Source organism: Candidatus Omnitrophota bacterium (assembly GCA_028716165.1).
Taxonomy (GTDB): Bacteria; Omnitrophota; Gorgyraeia; order JABMRG01; family JABMRG01; genus JAQUQI01.
Genome location: JAQUQI010000013.1, coordinates 1 through 16,712, shown reverse-complemented (window position 1 = coordinate 16,712; position 16,712 = coordinate 1). Strand labels below are relative to the sequence as shown.

Genomic DNA, 16,712 nt, shown 5'->3' with positions numbered 1-16,712 from the left:
TTTTATATGAAGATAAAACTATAAAACCGGCTTTACCTTTTTCCAGCCGGCATTCTGTTCGTAAGAATAAGCCGCGCGGAGGAGTTTTTCCTCTTCAAAGTGTCTTGCCATTAACTGCATGCCTATGGGCAGTCCTCTCTCGTCATAACCGCACGGCAGTGAGATCGCCGGTATCCCCGCCAGATTTGAGGGAATGGTAAAAATATCGGAAAGATACATGGCAAGCGGGTCTTCTATCTTTTCGCCTATTTTAAAAGCGGTTGTAGGCGTGGTAGGCGTGAGTATCATATCGCATTCATTAAAAGCCTTATCAAAATCCGCTTTGATAAGCGCGCGGACCTTGCACGCCTTAAGATAATACGCGTCATAATAACCACTGCTCAAAGAATATGTACCCAGTATTATGCGGCGCTTGGCTTCAAGGCCAAAGGCCTCGCCCCGCGTCCTCATGCACATATCAATAAGAGCGTATTTTTTATTTGCCTCCTGATATCTATACCCATACTGCATACCGTCAAACCTGGCCATATTGGAAGAGGCCTCTGAACAGCCTATTATATAATAACAACTTACAGCATATTCCGTATGGGGCAGGGATATCTGCCTTATATCGGCGCCAAGGCCTTTATAAACCGAGATCGCCTCATCTATTTTGGCCTTAACGCCTTTGTCCAGGCCTTGTATAAAATACTCTTTAGGAAGCCCTATCCTCATGCCCTTTACCGCGCCCATAAGCGACTTGGTATAATCCGGGACAGGAACATCGGCTGAAGTAGAATCCAGTTTGTCATATCCGGCTATAACGCTTAAAAGCATGGCGCAATCCCTGACATCCTTTGTAATAGGCCCTATCTGATCAAGACTTGAGCCAAAGGCTATGAGCCCGTAGCGCGATACCCTCCCGTATGTAGGCTTGAGGCCGACAACGCCGCATAAGGCGGCGGGCTGTCTGATAGAGCCCCCTGTATCGCTTCCGAGCGCGAGTATAGCCTGGTCCGAGGCAATAAGCGCGGCGGCGCCGCCGCTTGAACCGCCCGGTATTCTCTCTAAATCATAAGGATTTTTAGTCGGGCCATAACAGGAAGTTTCGCAGGAACTGCCGAAAGCGAATTCATCCATATTGGATTTTCCAAGCAATAATACGCCGGCAGACTTCAACCTGGATACGACAGTGGCGTCATATGGGGGTTTAAACCCCTGGAGTATCTTTGAGGCACACGTCGTCAACTCGCCCTTGACGCATATATTATCTTTTAGCACGACAGGAACATTCGGAAGGCTAAACCCCTGGCGGCAGCTTTCGTCCAGATTATCAAGACGAGCCGCCCTATCGGTAACCGCGCCTTTGTCAAAATTAACAAAACCCGATACCCTGCTGTCAACTTCGTCATAACGGCTGATGACAGAAGACGCTATATCAGCGGCCTTTATCTTGTTTTCGGCAGTCGGATCTGCTAATTCGTGGGCGGAGAGTTTGCAAAAATTATTCATTTGACTCTATTATTCTAGGGACTTCAAAGAAACCTTTATTGCGTTTAGGAGCATTGGCAAGCGCCTGCTCAACGGACAAGGACTGGCCAGGATTATCATCACGCAGTACATTAGTGTTTGAAACGATGTGGCCGCACGGTTTAACACCTTCTGTTTGGCATTGCCCTAATTTTTCCATATATGAAAAAACATTATTCAGCTGGCCTGAAAATAATTCCTCTTCTTCGCTTGTTAAAAATATCCGGGCAAGCCTTGCCACATATTTGATATCATCTCTTTTGATCTTCATTCTTTTACCCGCGTCTTTATAGCAAAAAAAATCATTTTATTGGCCATATTACTTTACCAGCATTTGTTTTGCAAACGTAGAATACCATATAATGCCGGCAAAGTAAAGCCATAAGCGATTCAAATACAGAGGTTGTCCGGGAAAGATAAAAAGTCCTGCTAAAAAATATTAGAATTCAGGGCCGCGAGGTTTGTCCGTGCGCGAATGCGGGCTAAGGGCCTCTGATAATTTCGCCATCTCCTCAAGGCCAAGCTCCTCGGCCCTGACGCGCGGATTTATTTTTAGCAGGCTGAATGCGTCCATAATAGCGGCCCTATCCAAGCCCAGTCCGGGCGCGCATTCAAGGGCATTATAAAGGGTCTTCCGCCTCTTATTAAAACCTGCCTTTATTAATTTAAAAAAATATTCTTCGCTTGCAACATGTACCGCCGGGCATTGCCGGACGTTTAATTCAATAAGCGCGGAGTCAACGGCAGGGGCGGGAAAAAAAGAACCTCTGCCTATTTTGCACAGCTTTTTTGCGGTGCAATGATATGATATGCCTATAGTAAGCATGCCATAATCCTTGCAGGCAGGACCCGCGGTTATACGGTCGGCAACCTCTTTTTGAACGGTAAAAAACATGGATCCTATCCGTGACTTTTGGCAAAGCATGTGAAAAATTACCGCTGATGTAATATAATACGGCAGGTTGCCTACAACCTTTACCTTCTCTCCGAAATCAGGTATTTTATAGCGCAGAATATCGGAATTGACTATCTCAATATTACCGCTATCCGCAAAATAACGCTTTAAGAAATCCGAGAACCCACGGTCCTTTTCAACGGCAATCATATTCGCGCACATCGGTTGTATGCCTTCAGTCAAAGCCCCAAGCCCCGGGCCGATTTCCAGCACCGTTTCATGGCGGCATATGCCGCATAAACTTATTATCTCATCCCTCTTGCCGGCATGGACAAGAAAATTCTGCCCCAGGGCCTTATTGACCGAGAGGCCGTTATCTTTCAGTATACGCCTGATTCCGGACGCGTTATGCAATATTAAATACCTATGGGTTTATTGAAAGCCTGGCAAAAACTGCCAGGCATTGGCAAAAATAAACGTATCTTAGTTTCAAAAAATCGAGGCGGTGTTTGCGGCTAATGATGAAAGATCTTATCCTGCTCAAATTTATTATTGGATATCATAAACATGCCTATAGCCGTCCTGATAGCCTCTTTCATGCTGTCAGGGTTTGCTATACCCTTGCCTGCTATATCAAGAGCCGTCCCATGGCCGCAAGATGTTCGTATGAAAGGCAGGCCCAATGTAATATTTACCGCCTTGTCGCGGCCGGCCATTTTCAGCGCGACCAGGCCCTGGTCGTGATACATACACATAACAGCGTCGTATTTACCTCTGGCAAGCTCAAAAAAAACTCCATCTGCCGAAAGAGGCCCTTTGGCATTGACATCTTTTTTCAATACCTTCCTGATAGCCGGTATTATTATGCTTTTCTCTTCATTGCCTATAAGGCCGTCATCGCCGGCATGGGGATTAAGCCCGCATACGGCTATAATCGGCCTCTTTATTCCAAAAAAACGCTTCAAATAAGCATTTACCAATAACAACTTATCGGATATGTCATTGCTATTAAGGCAAAAGGATACGTCTTTTACGGGCAGATGAGTGGTTGCCAGAATCACCCTTAGCCTGCCGCTGACAAGCATCATCGCAACACGCTGATGTTTGGTTAAATATGCCAAAAACTCGGTATGGCCTTTGTGTGTAAAACCCGATAATTCAGCCGCGCGCTTATGTATTGGCCCTGTCACCAGCACATCAAATTTACCGGCTTGCGCCAAATCAACAGCTTTTTTTATATAACGAACGGATTCGCCACCTAATACGGCCGATATCCTGCCGCAGGAAAATTTAACCTTCGCGGCTTCAGGAATGTTCAGAAATAATATATCTGAATTAGAAAATTCTATACCGGCATCATCTTCTATCACGGTATACGGCATATCTTTAACATAACCGCAGCAGGCTTTATTAAAAAAAGATATATTGCCTATAATTAAAAAATTGGCAAGCCTTCTCACTGCCCGGCTTGCCAACGCCTTTGATATAACTTCAGCTCCTATGCCCGCGGGATAACCCATGGTAATGCAGACCCTGGGCTTAATTAATTTTGATATACGCATCCTCTTTCAGTTTGCCCACGAATTCCCTTAAGGTCAGTTCCGACTCTCTCTGGAAAAGCCTCTCTTTGATGGTGTCCGTTACCTCTGTTATCGGGGATGTGGAGGCTTGTTTTTTGTCAATCATTTTAATGATGTAAAAACCCGATGTTGTCTCAATCACACCGGATACCTGGCCCGGAACAAGCCCTGACAGGGCTTGTTCAATCTCGGAAATAGTGCTCCCGGCCGCCATATAGCCCATGTCACCGCCTCTTTGGGCGTTAGGGCCTTGTGAAAACCGCGCGGCAAGAGGGTCAAAATCATCGCCTTTATTTATTTTCATCCATATATCTTCGGCGAGTTTCCTAGCCTGCGGCAACGGCATCTCATCCGTAGGTTTAATGAGTATGACCTTAAATCGGACAGTGTCGGGGACAGTGAAATCCTTTATGTTTCCGTAATAATAGGCCGTAACCTGGGACGGGGTTATATTAACACGGCTGCCAATAACGTCATTAACAAGCTTGCGCATCATTATTTGTTCTTCATATTTTTTTTTAAGGCGCGCAAGGGTTATGCCGGATGAATTTATTGCGCGGTAAAATTCTTCATCACTGCCGAACCTCTTCTTTACGTCATCAACCCTTTGCTGTATTTCATTATCCTCAACCGTCACGCCCCTTTTGACGGCCTCTTGGGATATAAGCTTTTCTTCAATAAGCCTGTTGAGCGCGTCCTGGCGCGCTTCATCCATTTTCTCTTTCAGGCCTTCTTCGCCGTAGCGAAGCCTGTAATCGGCGATAAAAGGCAGCATGGATTCCTGGAGCTCGCTTTCGGTGATAACGTCTTCGTTTACGACAGCGGTGATTTTGTCAACCAAAGAAGCTGCCATGGCATAGCTATGGCAGACTGCAAAAAAAAGGCACAAGACAGACAAGAATTTGAATATTATTTTATTCTGCATGGCAATAAGGTAACGAATTGAACCGCCTAAAGTTACCGGATAAAACTTTACCCAAAAGAGCCCCCGCGTTCCACGTTTTTAACGCGCCATTGATAAACAGGGCCTGACAAGGCCTATTGCGCCGTGCCGGTATCCGGCAGATCATTTTCCGCGTCAGGCTCTTGAGCATTTTCTTTTTCTAAAGATTTCAGCATGTCTTCGTTAAGCGATATCCTGGCCGCATCCTTCAGGGTTTTTGTAAAATCCGCGAAACTTTGCCTTTGTTTATCGCGGATAATAGATGTCATAACATCGTCTTTTACCTCTTCAAAAGTGCGGAAAGAAGCCGGCTTGCGGTCAGTAAGGCGTATGATGTGATAGCCAAACCTGGTCTTAACAATCCCGCTTGTCTGGCCCACTTCCAGGCTAAAAGCCGCGTTCTCAAACTCGGGTATCATTTGACCTTTTTTAAAATAACCGAGGTCTCCACCCCTGTCTTTGGTCAGGTCCTTTGAATACGTATTGGCGACAACGCTAAAATCAGAGCCTTTTTCAAGCTCCGCTTTTACGGCTTCGGCATCTTCTTCGGTACTTGTCAATATGTGGCAGGCTCGTACCATTTCCGGTATGGCGTATTTGTCTTTATTCTGTTCATAATACGCGCTCACGTCATCATCGGAGACGGGATCGGTTTTCCTGGTTTCGTCTTCAATCACCCTTGATATTAATATCTTCTTGATAGCATCATTGATTAACTCTTTCGTATCAGGGTCCTGAAGCAGTTTTCTTCTTTTTGCTTCATCATACAACAGCTCTTCAATGACCATCTCATCAACAATCTCTTTCTTGTGCTGGACCGCGAATGCCTGATAGTATTGAGGTAATTTTTCTATCTTTTCATCAACCATTTTAAGCGTGATCTGCCTGCCGTTCACGCTGGCGACAACCCCGTCCTTGGCTTTTTTGGCGCAGCCAAAAGCTGCGAGCGTTAAAACCACTGCGACAAATACGGATATTCTCTTCATCACATCACCTCTCCCGGTTAATATATTAATTAGGTAATTTTATCACATATATATAGTATACACAAGCAAAATCTACTCCCCGATTCCTTAGAAACCGACACCGGCTCTTGATGTTATTACCTCAAAAAAAATCATGTAATATCAGGATTTAATTACTTGAAACAAGGCGCGCGTAAGTATAAAATATCTTCGTAGAGAAGGGGGTCTATATGCAAAAAACAGCCATAGTTTTGCTTGCCGAGGGTTTTGAGGAAATTGAGGCCGTAACCATAATTGATGTTTTGAGGAGGTCGGGAGTATTAGTTGACGCCTGCGGTATTAATACCATAAAAGTCCAGGGTTCAAGAGGCATCAGTATATCAACAGATCTGATACTTAAGGATGCAAATAACAGATACGATGCTTTGGCGCTTCCGGGCGGCCTTGCCGGGTCTAAAAACCTTGTTGCGGATAAAAGGGTAAAAGAAATGTTAATACAAGCGAAAGCTCTAAATAAACTTATAGCGGCAATATGCGCCTCTTCCGCGCTTGTCCTTGCTCCGTTAGGGATACTGGATGGCAGGTCGGCTACGTGTTATCCCGGAATGGAAAACAACTTTTCCAAAACAACAAAATATGTCAACGACCATGTTGTGGTTGACGGAAATATTATAACCGGCAGCGGCCCGGCCGCGGCATTAAAATTCGCCTTAGCGCTTGTAAACTCGCTATGCGGAAAATCAGTTTCCGATAAAACCGCGGGCGGGCTTTTAATCTAAAAATCCGGCTCCGGGTTAATGCGAAAGCAAACAACCGCCTGTTATTACAACGTTCATTTGGAACAGAGCAGGGATTAAGAAAAAAATAATGTCAATTATTATAAGTTATTAAATACCCGTTTCTTTCCCAGGAGGATATCCCTCCTTTTACGCAACAGGCATTATAACCCAAACTGTTTATTTTGGATGTAACAATACGCGCCTGGCCACGCCCGTCCCAGTCAAATACGGCAATCAATGTCCTTTTCTCAACATTCCTTAACACATCGCGCAGGCATGCCTCGTCATCTATAATGCTGTCCGCGGCAAGCCGTATTGAATTTGGTATATGTTTTTCCGAGTATTCTCCGGACGGCCTTACATCCAGTATCAGGACATCCCTTCCTGTTGACAAGCGGCCGTGTAATTCATCAACGGTTATTGCGGGAATTTCCTCTTCATTCTTAGCCTTTGGCACCTCCTGTACATCGGATGCTTCGGTTTTGCTTTTTATCAGAAGTTTTTTAGGGGCCGGGGAAATGTCAGCCTTTACCGGAATAAGGGCGTGAGGATTGGCCGTGCTGTTTGAAAGAAGGGTAATATATCTTTTGTCCCGTCCAGGCGTCTTTTTTGAAGCATCACAGGTAAGAGCAATCTCTGCTTTTTCTCCCGGCGCGAGTGTCCATTTGGAAACCCTGTCAACGCTGTATCCGCAGCACGTATGGACATTATTAATCACGAGCTCGTCAAAGCCGGTATTGCTGACAAAGAATACCATCTGCTTTGACGAGCCCTGTTGGACCTTGCCGAAATCCCATTCCCTGGAAACAGGCTTGAGTTCAGCCCCATCACATACGCGGCATGCTAAAAAGAAAACACAAGCACAGACAAGGCTTAAAACAACCTTCATCGGTTACCTTATTTTTATAATAGGTACCGGCGGAGCGTTCACGCTTGCCGTAAACGAAGAAACGCTTGTATTGCATTCAGTGCCTGAATTATCGTCAACCGTAAGAACGACATTGTATCTTCCCGGTTTTGTGTATACATGATTAACCTTAACGCCATCGGCTTTCTTCCCGTCGCCAAAATCCCAGCTATAGGACAATTTGTCGCCGTCGGCATCCGTTGAGTATGATCCGTCAAAATACGTATTCTCATCAACACAGCAGGCAAGGTTGATACCTGCATTGGCCACGGGCGGGGTATTTACCCGGATATTAAAGGCGGTTGATGTCTTGGAGCACTCATAACCCCGGCCGTCATCAACCATAAGACGCACCGTATGCACGCCTCCTGAATTAAATGTATAAACCATCTTCGGGCCTGCCTGCTTTACAGCCTCATCTCCAATGCTCCAGTAATAACGCAGGGCATCTCCATCGGGGTCACCTGAACCGGATGCGTCAAAAGTAACTGCTTTGCCGATACATATCACGGACGGGGCATCAATTTTGGCAACAGGTGCCGTGTTTACATCCGCAACGGCTGTAGCCAAAGCCTGCGAACACCGTGTGTCGCTGGTATCATCAACAACGAGTCGTGGAAAATATTTACCGCCTTTTTTATAGACGTGGGTAACCTGAACTCCTTCAGCCCTGGAGCCGTCGCCGAAATCCCACGCATACTTCAGATTTTCGCCGCTTTCCGTTGAAGAACCGGAACCGTCAAATATGACTTCATCTCCCACGCAAATCTTTGACTCTCTTGTCTTTATTGACGCGATAGGCGCCTTGTTTAAAACAACCTTCAGCGTATCCTTGGCCGTGCCGCAGGCAGAGGAACTGCCGTCATCAACGGTAAGCGTTACATTATAATGTCCGGGTTTCTGATACACGTGAGTAATCTTTACACCGGTTTTCTCTGTGCCATCGCCAAGGTCCCACAGATATGAAAGCCGGTCTTTGTCCGTATCGTATGAAGCTGATCCGTCAAAAATAACCTTATATTCGGACTTAAAATCTTCAAGGCATATGTCTATATCGGAACCCGCTACTGCCACTGGCGCGGTGTTTATCCGGATAGAACGGCTGACAGTATCGGTACTGCAGGAAGATTCTTCATTATCATCAACCAAAAGGCTGACTTTATAAGTACCGCCTTTATCATATTGTTTGCGCACCTTAAGGCCTTCGGCCTTTGAGCCGTCGCCGAAATCCCATACATAAGATAGATTGCTTGAAGTGTCGTCGGTAGTGCCGCTGGCATCAAAATATATATTATCGGACAGGCATGCTGTTTCAGGCGATGTGAAACGAGCCTTGGGCGGGGTATTGACCCTTACTGTCTGCGTGGTTGTCGCCGTATCACAGCCTAAGCCCGAATCATCTTTTGCCGTAAGGCGCACTGTATATGTCCCGCCTTTTTCATACACGTGCGTGACAACCTGTTCCTTGCTTGTATTTCCGTCGCCAAAATCCCAGTCAAAAGAAAGATCCCTGTTGGTAATATCATAGGAATCAGTGGCATCAAAGGTAAATTTGTTACATCCAAGGTCTTTTGCCTGGGTAACGACAACCGCTTTGACCGGAGAAACAGGAACACTCTGGCCTTCTATAATAGGGGCAGGCGCCGGGCCCTGCTCAAAATACAAAGGCAAAAGCGCTCCCTTGTCATCATATACTTTTATACCGGCGTGGGCGTATTTCTGCGTGCCTTTTGTTATAATATACTTGAGCCTGCCGCCTGTAATGGCATTAACCGGTATCTGGGTTTTTCTCCATTCGCCGCTCGGTGAATCTTCTACGGTATGCCTTGTCGTTGATTCTCCAAACAACACATTGCGTCCGGCAAAGATCTCGCTTGTGCCGCCTTCGGCATCCAGGTCGTAGTTTTCAAGAATAACATATTTAGTGCCGGGAGATATCTCCGGATAAAAATACATCTTATCTCCCTGATTAGGCAAAAGCCTGATAGTAATATTGTCGCTATAAACATTGGCGCTGTCAGGCATTATCCTGAACCTGAAAAGATTGGCATCGTCGCCTTTAACGCCTTTGGCCACAATTTTAAAACGATAAAAATTTGACACGGCCTGCCCTTTATCCGCGCTGTATGGCCCAAACTTATAATACGCTTTGTTGTAATCCTGGGCGCCGAATTCCTTTTTATCAAGAAGGTCCTTGCCGAAAACGGAAAATTCCGTTACCGTGTCCCATGTGTTTGAGGAGTCTGTTCTGAAATCATGATGGCTTCCCGTGTCAGGGTCAAATACTTCAATAGCTACATCCGAAGTTTCGCTTGAGGGGACATCAACATACAAAGTTAATTCGTGGTCATCGGCACCCAGCAAAGGGTCTCCGTCAGAGCCGAAGACATAAAAATACTTGGCCCTTGAGTGATGCCATGGTATGTCCTTGGCATAAGCTTGAACGATACAGAAACACAGCAAACATATTGAGGTAAACAATAGACCGATGCATCTTTTCATATCTCTCCTCCTTTTACTTTACAGTGATAATTTTACGCGGTAAAACGTGTTAAAGCAAAAAAATACGCTTATACCTGATTTTTCCCGCAAAAATATTATTCCTTGGAACCGCCAAAAGGCATATTATTGATCAACTTGCCTGCGGCATCAGTCACAGCCTTGCTTGTTTGGCCGGCGATTTTTGTTGCCTTGCCAGCTGTCTCTGTGGCAAGCTTGCCCGCCTTGGATACCACGCCTGATACGCTGCCCGAAAGAGCGTTAAGGTCAAAGTTCGTAAGGCTTGCTATGGTAGTATTCATGAGCGCCCTTACTACGATAAGGCTGATAAGCGCGTAGGGGTCGCTGATATCGGTATATCTTTCATCAAGATTAATATTGAATTCCTTGACAGATGGCCCGGCGCCAAACGAATAATCTTTATATACCACCTTGCCTATCTTTAATTCAAGGCTATCTATCCGCATGTCAATAGGCCGCGTCTTATCGGACTGTTTTTGCGCCTTAACCGACTTGAGCGAATCAAGATTAAGCTTGCCGTCCTTATTCTTTGTAACAATAAATTCCTTAAGGTCCAATTTCATATCATGCAAATGAATTTTTCCTTTGAGTATGGCAGGCAGATTATAATAAACGTATATGCCGGGCATATCCAGCATTATTCTTTCTTCAAATATCCCGGGATTATACAATTTTAATCCGTTAATGCTAACAGAGGACTTTAATATTCCGACATTGAGGCCGCTCATTTTAAGCTTAAGGCCTGTGGCTAATCCAAATACCTTTTCAACGACAACTTTGGCCGCGATATCCTTGCCCAATAAAAGACCTGCTGACAGAACCACTACGACAACAACTACCGTAAAAAATTTTTTCATTCGGGCCTCCCTTGTTTGGGCCAATCCTAAAACCTGGCCATAAGGCTTATTGCCGCTGTTTTAGCGTCAATAAAACCTGCCTCCGCGTTTAGCCACATTTCATCAGTAATCTTGATATCGGCACCGCAAACAAAACCTATACAATCTCCGCTATCAGACATATGGCGTTTCCTGGCATTGTCTATCCAATTTATGTAATCCGTTCTTGAAACGCGCGGGCCGGCATATAAAGAAAGGTGAGAATAATCGTATGACAACAGTAAAGAGACCTGCCAATCATCAAGAACGGCTTTATATTTTTTATTGTCAAGGCTTACCGTGTTTGGATGAACGCTGATATGCTGAAAACCTCCGGTCAGCCTGACATTGTCTCTGTCAAAAAAAAGCGCTCTAAACCCGTATCCACCGTCAAATCTCGCGCTATAATCAACGTTGTGGTAAGGGGCGCTGTATCTGTCTATGCCTCCGATGCCAACCTTTAAATCAATACTAAACCAGTCTTGCAATCCATATGAAACCAATAAAAAACTTTGGGTGCTTTTGACCTTACCCTGGTCTTTCTCAAGGTTTCTGTCAATGTGGAAAACTTCTATGCCTGAAAAAAATCCGCCTTTTGCGGGTATCTTTGTCCCATAACATGGAGCGCTTTGACATAAAGAAGGATTAAATAATAATAACAGGAAAAAAAAAGATAAAAACTTAAATCGCATTGGCTATAAATTAGCACTTTTAAAAAAAATTGTCAAGTAAAAATTGCACGCGCAGATACACGGAACAGTCTGACCGCAAAAGAATGGTTTGTATTTTCAAATAAAAATCCTATCACGCTGAAAAAATTACAGGGATACATAGAAAGGTAAAAATCAAAAAGGCGGGCTGTGCCGCGATAAGACAGTATGATAACATTACATGATAGCCATCTTTGATGATAAAAGCCTCTTTGCCCTCATCAGGTCATGGGCAATCACGCTGGCGCTTGTATGCAATTGCGCGGCAGCGGCATGATACGAATAGCCTTCAATGCCGCAAAGCTGGACAACCAATCTGTATTTAGGCGTTAATTTTTGCACGCACTCCCTGAACACGCATACAAGCTCATTTTTTTCGGCAATCTTATCGGGCGCGGGACAATTACAATCAGCTACAGTGTCAATGAGATTTGCGCTGTAGTTTTGCCTGTCGGCAGGCTTTAACGCGCCTGCCAACGTCCTGCTGTTCGCTCTTTTGTAATTCAAGCAGAGATTGCGCGCTACTATAAACACCCATCTTATAAAATCATCTTTTTTGTACGTTTTATCCATGTTCATATAAGCGCGCATAAAAGCCTCTTGCACAATATCATCCACGACGTCCATTTCATTGCGCAGAATGCGCCTGACGCGTAAGCGTACCTTATTAAAATAACGCCTGTATAAAAGCTGGAATAATCTGTTTTTCCGGTCAAGAGGCATTTATCTACCCTCCGTCCGGAAGGGGCCTTTAACCCCTCCCGGGCATTCAATAAACTTCTATCATTGCTTATTGTCTTCGCTTTCCGGGGCATAGAAGGTCGCTATTTCCACGACCCCCTCTACTGTGCCGGAAATAGCCTCGCCCGCGCCTTTTATGGCGCCAGCCGTTACACCTTCCACCACGTTCGTTTCCTGCGTGGTCTCGGCCATTTCCTTAGGCACTTCCGTCCACCCGGTGGCGGTATCCTCAATACCCTGTATAAGTTTTTTGCCGGCCTCCTGCCCTGCCGCGACAGCAGGAAAAACAAGGACAAAAACCAGCGCAAATGGCAAGAAACCTCTTATGAACCTCTTTATCCCCGCTTTTCGCCTTACGCATCTCTGATGGCGCCTCATATCTCTTCCCCTTCTCATATAAACCTCCTTTTCTATTTTTTTACCGCTTTATCTATCTTGATCCTTAATACATGGACCGGCGATATCTCTATCTGCATAAAATCGGCGTTTCTGGTCTGCCATCTTGTTATCATCGGGCATTTCATATCAGATTTAAATTTTAACCTTTTATACATAGCGTCTCCTTGGCACAAAACCGCCCGCGCGGCTATACCGCATCAGGGCATCTTGTATAATATCCATTTCCAGACAAAATATACACCCGCTGGCCTCCTTCAAATATACGGCAATATTTCTGCCCATATCCGCAGTCAATAATCTGTCCCCGTTTAAACAGTAAAGAGCTTCATCCGAAGACAATACCACAACCGAGATCACAAACACAAAAGGCGCAAGAAGCAATATGACCATAGCCAGTTTAATTATTATCATGCCCGCCCCTTGCCTCAATTATTTCCGATACGGCATCAGGCAATGCCGTCTGCAGACAACAATACAGCCTTTTTTCCAACCCCTGCCTTGAAGAAATACCTTTGCCGTTAATTTTACTTGATTTTACGCAGTCAATGACAGCGCGTATAATGTCAGTCCTTGACAACTTATGCCCCGTAGAAAACAAAGCGTCTTTTGCAAGGCTGTCTATATAATCTATTTCCGGCCTCGTAAGAAACGCTACCACTCTACCCGCGATTTCTTTTTCACCATGACGTATCTTCATACCTGGCTCGCCTTATTAAACAAAAAACCCCAAAACTATCAATATGGTAAAAGCGCGTATTGAAGCCTTGGGGCCATGTCCTAAATAAATGAAATTCGGCAACCCGACTGCCATAACCCTGGTTTTACAAGATTTTAGGCCCGCGGCTTTGCGCCCTGTCCTTTCGGACAGTTTGCCTTTATCGTATTCTCTGTAAAAGAACCCTGTTTGCCTTTCCGTAATAAATATGCCTTGTGTAATGAAAAAAGTCAATAGTTCAAATGTGCAAATGTGTAAATTTACATTTTTTACAGATTTACAAAAAAATGGCGGGTAGGTGCTGGTTTGAGTATGCGGTTTTGTCTTTTTTTATCGGCAGGTCAGCCTTTTCTGTGAGTGGCGTTCTTTTCTATAAACTGCAGTATGTTTTCTCTGATACCGTATGATATATCCGTAAAAGCTATCCCCATTCCGGGGAACAGCCAGGGCTGGAGATTTTTGTCCGCGAGCCACATTACCACACCGTTAAAGTATCTGGGTTCCTGATCATTATTCAGTTTTACTCCAACCGATACCTCGCTGCCCGGAGGCAGCAGGTTTATTGAACGCACGAACAGCCCGGCGCCGCTTATATTTTCTATTCTTCCGGTTAGTATCTCGGTAGTCGCAAAGCATTTCCCAGGCAGAGAAAGCCTGTATGTCACCGGAATGTCCATGTCAAGCCTTGCGAATTTCCTTCTCAACGGCTGGATACCTGGCCTGCTTTTCGCCCGTATGCCATCCGTTGCAACCTCAAAACCGGATACAGCGCTATTGATGTCGTTATATATCTCAAAGACATCATCAAGTTTTACAACCCTGAAAAGCTCTTGTATGTGCGGGGCAATCCCGCATAGTTTCATGGCGCTGTTATTGTTAAGAACATTCTTATAGGTGATGGCTATCACAGACAGGCCGTTATAATCAACGAAATCCACTTTTTGCATATCAATAATGAGCTTAGATACGCCCTTGTCCAGCAGGCCCGCTACGCTCTCTATAAGCTTTGACGAATTAATATTGATTTTGCCGTCAACTGTCAAAACCGCTATGTTTTTTATATAATTAATTTTAATTTTCATGATTTATTGCCGGACATGTAAAATAAAAAAGACTGGTATGATTTTTAGATACACGCATAAAAATCACACCAGCCTCTTACTATTCAAATGCCTCTTTTGTCCCCTCTACAGGCGTTTTAATGCCTCCTTCAGCAGCTGTATATCCTGTCTCGGCCGTGCCTTTGACAGGCTCAACAATAACATCCTTTATCTTTTCAGGTTTACCCGTTACAGTCTCAACGGCGCTAACACCTGTATTCGCAACGGTAGTAACTCCGGCTTTTGTGGTTCGGCCAACAGTTTCAGCGCCTTGTTTCGTAACGCTAAAAGGCCATTTAAAAACACCCTTAAAAAATTTTACCACCTTGTTCTCCCCTCCGGCAGACTGGCATCCATCATCCGCCAGCGCATATCCGCAGGATGCAAGACAGGCGACAACCAAAACCCATGCCGCAAATAACCTAAACCCCCTCCTTGCCACTTTGCCACCTCCTTTTTTTTGTTCCGCACAATCCAAAAAGATCAACAGCTGTTCACAAAGTTTGCGAGTTCTTGTATATTAGATCACATAAAAACTTCAGGAATGTGTTCTTGTTGTCTTCTTCAATGGAAATAAATTCCACACCGTAGCTATAACCGTTTTTGCCGATCTTGCCTTCCGATGCCCACACTATCCTGCCTTTACAGTGCACCGGGTTGGGACTGCCTGGCGTGGTAATTTCAATGCCGACCTTTATACCGGTATCAAAATTATCACCCGCCTCTACCATCATACCGCTGGCGCTAATGTTCCAAGCCCTGGCATTCACCTTTTCAGGGCCGTTCTTTTTCTTCACATAAATAATAATCGGTACGGAAACATCGGCCCTTATATAATTTCTTTTTTCATCCGAGCCTGTTTTGCGGTTGCTGGATCTGCGCTCTCTGACTTCTCTGGATATGCCCATAATAAACCGCTTTCCAAAATAAAACGAAGCAATAAATCTTCATTTAATCTGTTTTTATTGCTTCGTTTTAATCATTCTCAACAGATGCCACCGGTTATTGGACTATTTCTCTTCAAACACAAATTCAGGCTGCAATATCGGCTGATAATCCTGCGGGACAGGGAATAGAAAAGTCACGGTATCATACGCACCAGCGCCTGTCCTTACCACAGTCATGCCTAAGCCTTTTAACGTGCCGTAGGTAATACCCATAAGCGGGTTATTTTTTTCAACGCTTATATCATATATATTTTTCGGCAGTTCCACCCAGCCTGTCGCGATATTCACTATACCTCGCCCAAGTTTTTTACCCATTTTTTCTATCACGCTGCCTTCCTGCGCAAACGCAGGCAAAGCTATCGCGGCAACGCATAATACCAACACGCAAACCACCCCGACCTTAACGCTTTTTGACATCTGCTTTCCTCCTTTTATGAATGCATGGCCCTATTTTTTATAGTTTAACAACACGAAAAAACATTGTCAAGAAAAATCTCTCATGTATTCTATATCTTTTATCATATCCGCCTTTGAATGAGGCTCAATGGTAACGACGGCATTGCCGGCAAGGCGCAGCTGCCGTAAAAAACCTTTGATATCAACAAGCCCGCGTCCTAAAATAAGATGCTGGTCTTCCTTTGTATTATTGTCCGATATGTGCGCTTCATTGACAGAGCCATTAGGATACGAGGCAAGGATATCTTTCCAGGGCTCTAAACCAAATACAGTATAATGGGCAAGGTCAAAACAGGCCTTAAAAGACGGGTACCTATCTAAAAGATAGAATACGGCATCCGGGCCGTCATCCTCCGAATTCTCAATATTGACAGTGATACAAAGTTCTTTGCTCAAAGCCTCCACATCAGCCCAGGTCATATCCGCGTATTTTTGCCAATCAGCCTTATGCTTTTTGTGATAAACAGGATCATAGTGGCTGTGCAATACAATATTGTCGCATCCCAGCGCTTTACATACACGCAGGCCGGAAAGCATACGCTGTTTTGACAGATTACGGATACGCGTATCAGAACTTGCCGGGGCAAGGGCAAGAAAGGGGCCGTGTATCCTTTTTGCGGCCTTGACCTTTGCGAATTCCCTGTTTATGAGCTCTATGCTATCCTGGTTGT

Annotated in this window: 21 protein-coding genes and 1 riboswitch; of the genes, 1 reads left to right on the top strand and 20 read right to left on the bottom strand. The window is 44.8% G+C overall.

The window, feature by feature from the left end:
• Positions 1–18 precede the first annotated feature (18 nt).
• From gatA to PHV77_06355, 6 genes are all read right to left on the bottom strand, one after another.
• Positions 19–1,491, bottom strand: coding sequence for an Asp-tRNA(Asn)/Glu-tRNA(Gln) amidotransferase subunit GatA (gene gatA / locus PHV77_06380; protein MDD5504913.1), 1,473 nt, complete (start codon positions 1,489–1,491; stop codon positions 19–21).
• The gene (gatC, locus tag PHV77_06375; GenBank protein MDD5504912.1) at positions 1,484–1,780 is read right to left on the bottom strand and encodes an Asp-tRNA(Asn)/Glu-tRNA(Gln) amidotransferase subunit GatC; all 297 of its coding nucleotides are present in this window, start codon (positions 1,778–1,780) and stop codon (positions 1,484–1,486) included. The genes gatA and gatC overlap by 8 nt, the downstream gene beginning before the upstream one ends.
• Before the next feature lie 168 nt (positions 1,781–1,948).
• Positions 1,949–2,818, bottom strand: coding sequence for a 16S rRNA (adenine(1518)-N(6)/adenine(1519)-N(6))-dimethyltransferase RsmA (rsmA, locus tag PHV77_06370; protein MDD5504911.1), 870 nt, complete (start codon positions 2,816–2,818; stop codon positions 1,949–1,951).
• 101 nt (positions 2,819–2,919) lie between these two features.
• Positions 2,920–3,966 carry a 4-hydroxythreonine-4-phosphate dehydrogenase PdxA gene (gene pdxA / locus PHV77_06365; protein ID MDD5504910.1) on the bottom strand — a complete coding sequence of 349 codons (1,047 nt, stop codon included), beginning with the start codon at positions 3,964–3,966 and terminating at the stop codon, positions 2,920–2,922.
• Positions 3,944–4,909 (bottom strand): peptidylprolyl isomerase, encoded by a 966-nt coding sequence (locus tag PHV77_06360; protein MDD5504909.1) that lies wholly within the window; start codon positions 4,907–4,909, stop codon positions 3,944–3,946. Before PHV77_06360 ends, pdxA begins: the two co-directional genes overlap by 23 nt.
• 113 nt (positions 4,910–5,022) lie before the next feature.
• Positions 5,023–5,913 (bottom strand): peptidyl-prolyl cis-trans isomerase, encoded by an 891-nt coding sequence (locus PHV77_06355; protein MDD5504908.1) that lies wholly within the window; start codon positions 5,911–5,913, stop codon positions 5,023–5,025.
• Positions 5,914–6,122: 209 nt separating this feature from the next.
• On the opposite strand from PHV77_06355, the gene PHV77_06350 reads away from it, so the two are divergent.
• Complete coding sequence (locus PHV77_06350) at positions 6,123–6,671, top strand: DJ-1/PfpI family protein (protein MDD5504907.1); 549 nt, start codon at positions 6,123–6,125, stop codon at positions 6,669–6,671.
• 91 nt (positions 6,672–6,762) lie between these two features.
• Here the strand turns inward: PHV77_06350 and PHV77_06345 are convergent, their stop codons facing one another.
• The 14 genes from PHV77_06345 to PHV77_06280 form a co-directional block, all read right to left on the bottom strand.
• Entirely contained in the window at positions 6,763–7,560 is a 798-nt protein-coding gene (locus PHV77_06345) for a DUF1573 domain-containing protein (protein ID MDD5504906.1), read from the bottom strand.
• A 3-nt stretch (positions 7,561–7,563) separates the two neighbouring features.
• Positions 7,564–10,080: a PKD domain-containing protein gene (locus PHV77_06340; protein MDD5504905.1), complete on the bottom strand. Its 2,517-nt coding sequence runs from the start codon at positions 10,078–10,080 to the stop codon at positions 7,564–7,566.
• Between the two features lie 95 nt (positions 10,081–10,175).
• Positions 10,176–10,955 carry a hypothetical protein gene (locus PHV77_06335; GenBank protein ID MDD5504904.1) on the bottom strand — a complete coding sequence of 260 codons (780 nt, stop codon included), beginning with the start codon at positions 10,953–10,955 and terminating at the stop codon, positions 10,176–10,178.
• A gap of 26 nt (positions 10,956–10,981) precedes the next feature.
• Positions 10,982–11,665: an outer membrane beta-barrel protein gene (locus tag PHV77_06330; GenBank protein MDD5504903.1), complete on the bottom strand. Its 684-nt coding sequence runs from the start codon at positions 11,663–11,665 to the stop codon at positions 10,982–10,984.
• A 195-nt stretch (positions 11,666–11,860) separates the two neighbouring features.
• Positions 11,861–12,406: an RNA polymerase sigma factor gene (locus tag PHV77_06325; GenBank protein MDD5504902.1), complete on the bottom strand. Its 546-nt coding sequence runs from the start codon at positions 12,404–12,406 to the stop codon at positions 11,861–11,863.
• Positions 12,407–12,466: 60 nt separating this feature from the next.
• Positions 12,467–12,820, bottom strand: a complete 354-nt coding sequence (locus PHV77_06320; GenBank protein ID MDD5504901.1) for an exosortase system-associated protein, TIGR04073 family — start codon at positions 12,818–12,820, stop codon at positions 12,467–12,469.
• Between the two features lie 14 nt (positions 12,821–12,834).
• Entirely contained in the window at positions 12,835–12,978 is a 144-nt protein-coding gene (locus PHV77_06315; GenBank protein MDD5504900.1) for a hypothetical protein, read from the bottom strand.
• Positions 12,971–13,234, bottom strand: coding sequence for a hypothetical protein (locus PHV77_06310; GenBank protein ID MDD5504899.1), 264 nt, complete (start codon positions 13,232–13,234; stop codon positions 12,971–12,973). Before PHV77_06310 ends, PHV77_06315 begins: the two co-directional genes overlap by 8 nt.
• Entirely contained in the window at positions 13,221–13,520 is a 300-nt protein-coding gene (locus PHV77_06305) for a hypothetical protein (GenBank protein ID MDD5504898.1), read from the bottom strand. Before PHV77_06305 ends, PHV77_06310 begins: the two co-directional genes overlap by 14 nt.
• Before the next feature lie 94 nt (positions 13,521–13,614).
• A riboswitch (cyclic di-GMP riboswitch) is annotated at positions 13,615–13,707 on the bottom strand.
• A gap of 172 nt (positions 13,708–13,879) precedes the next feature.
• The gene (locus PHV77_06300; GenBank protein ID MDD5504897.1) at positions 13,880–14,620 is read right to left on the bottom strand and encodes an anti-sigma factor antagonist; all 741 of its coding nucleotides are present in this window, start codon (positions 14,618–14,620) and stop codon (positions 13,880–13,882) included.
• Positions 14,621–14,699: 79 nt separating this feature from the next.
• Positions 14,700–15,080, bottom strand: coding sequence for a hypothetical protein (locus PHV77_06295; GenBank protein ID MDD5504896.1), 381 nt, complete (start codon positions 15,078–15,080; stop codon positions 14,700–14,702).
• Positions 15,081–15,132: 52 nt separating this feature from the next.
• Positions 15,133–15,546: a PilZ domain-containing protein gene (locus PHV77_06290; protein ID MDD5504895.1), complete on the bottom strand. Its 414-nt coding sequence runs from the start codon at positions 15,544–15,546 to the stop codon at positions 15,133–15,135.
• A gap of 102 nt (positions 15,547–15,648) precedes the next feature.
• Positions 15,649–16,002 (bottom strand): exosortase system-associated protein, TIGR04073 family, encoded by a 354-nt coding sequence (locus tag PHV77_06285; protein ID MDD5504894.1) that lies wholly within the window; start codon positions 16,000–16,002, stop codon positions 15,649–15,651.
• Positions 16,003–16,068: 66 nt separating this feature from the next.
• Positions 16,069–16,712, bottom strand: a 644-nt coding sequence (locus PHV77_06280; protein MDD5504893.1) for a sugar phosphate isomerase/epimerase, incomplete at its 5' end; no start/stop codon positions are given.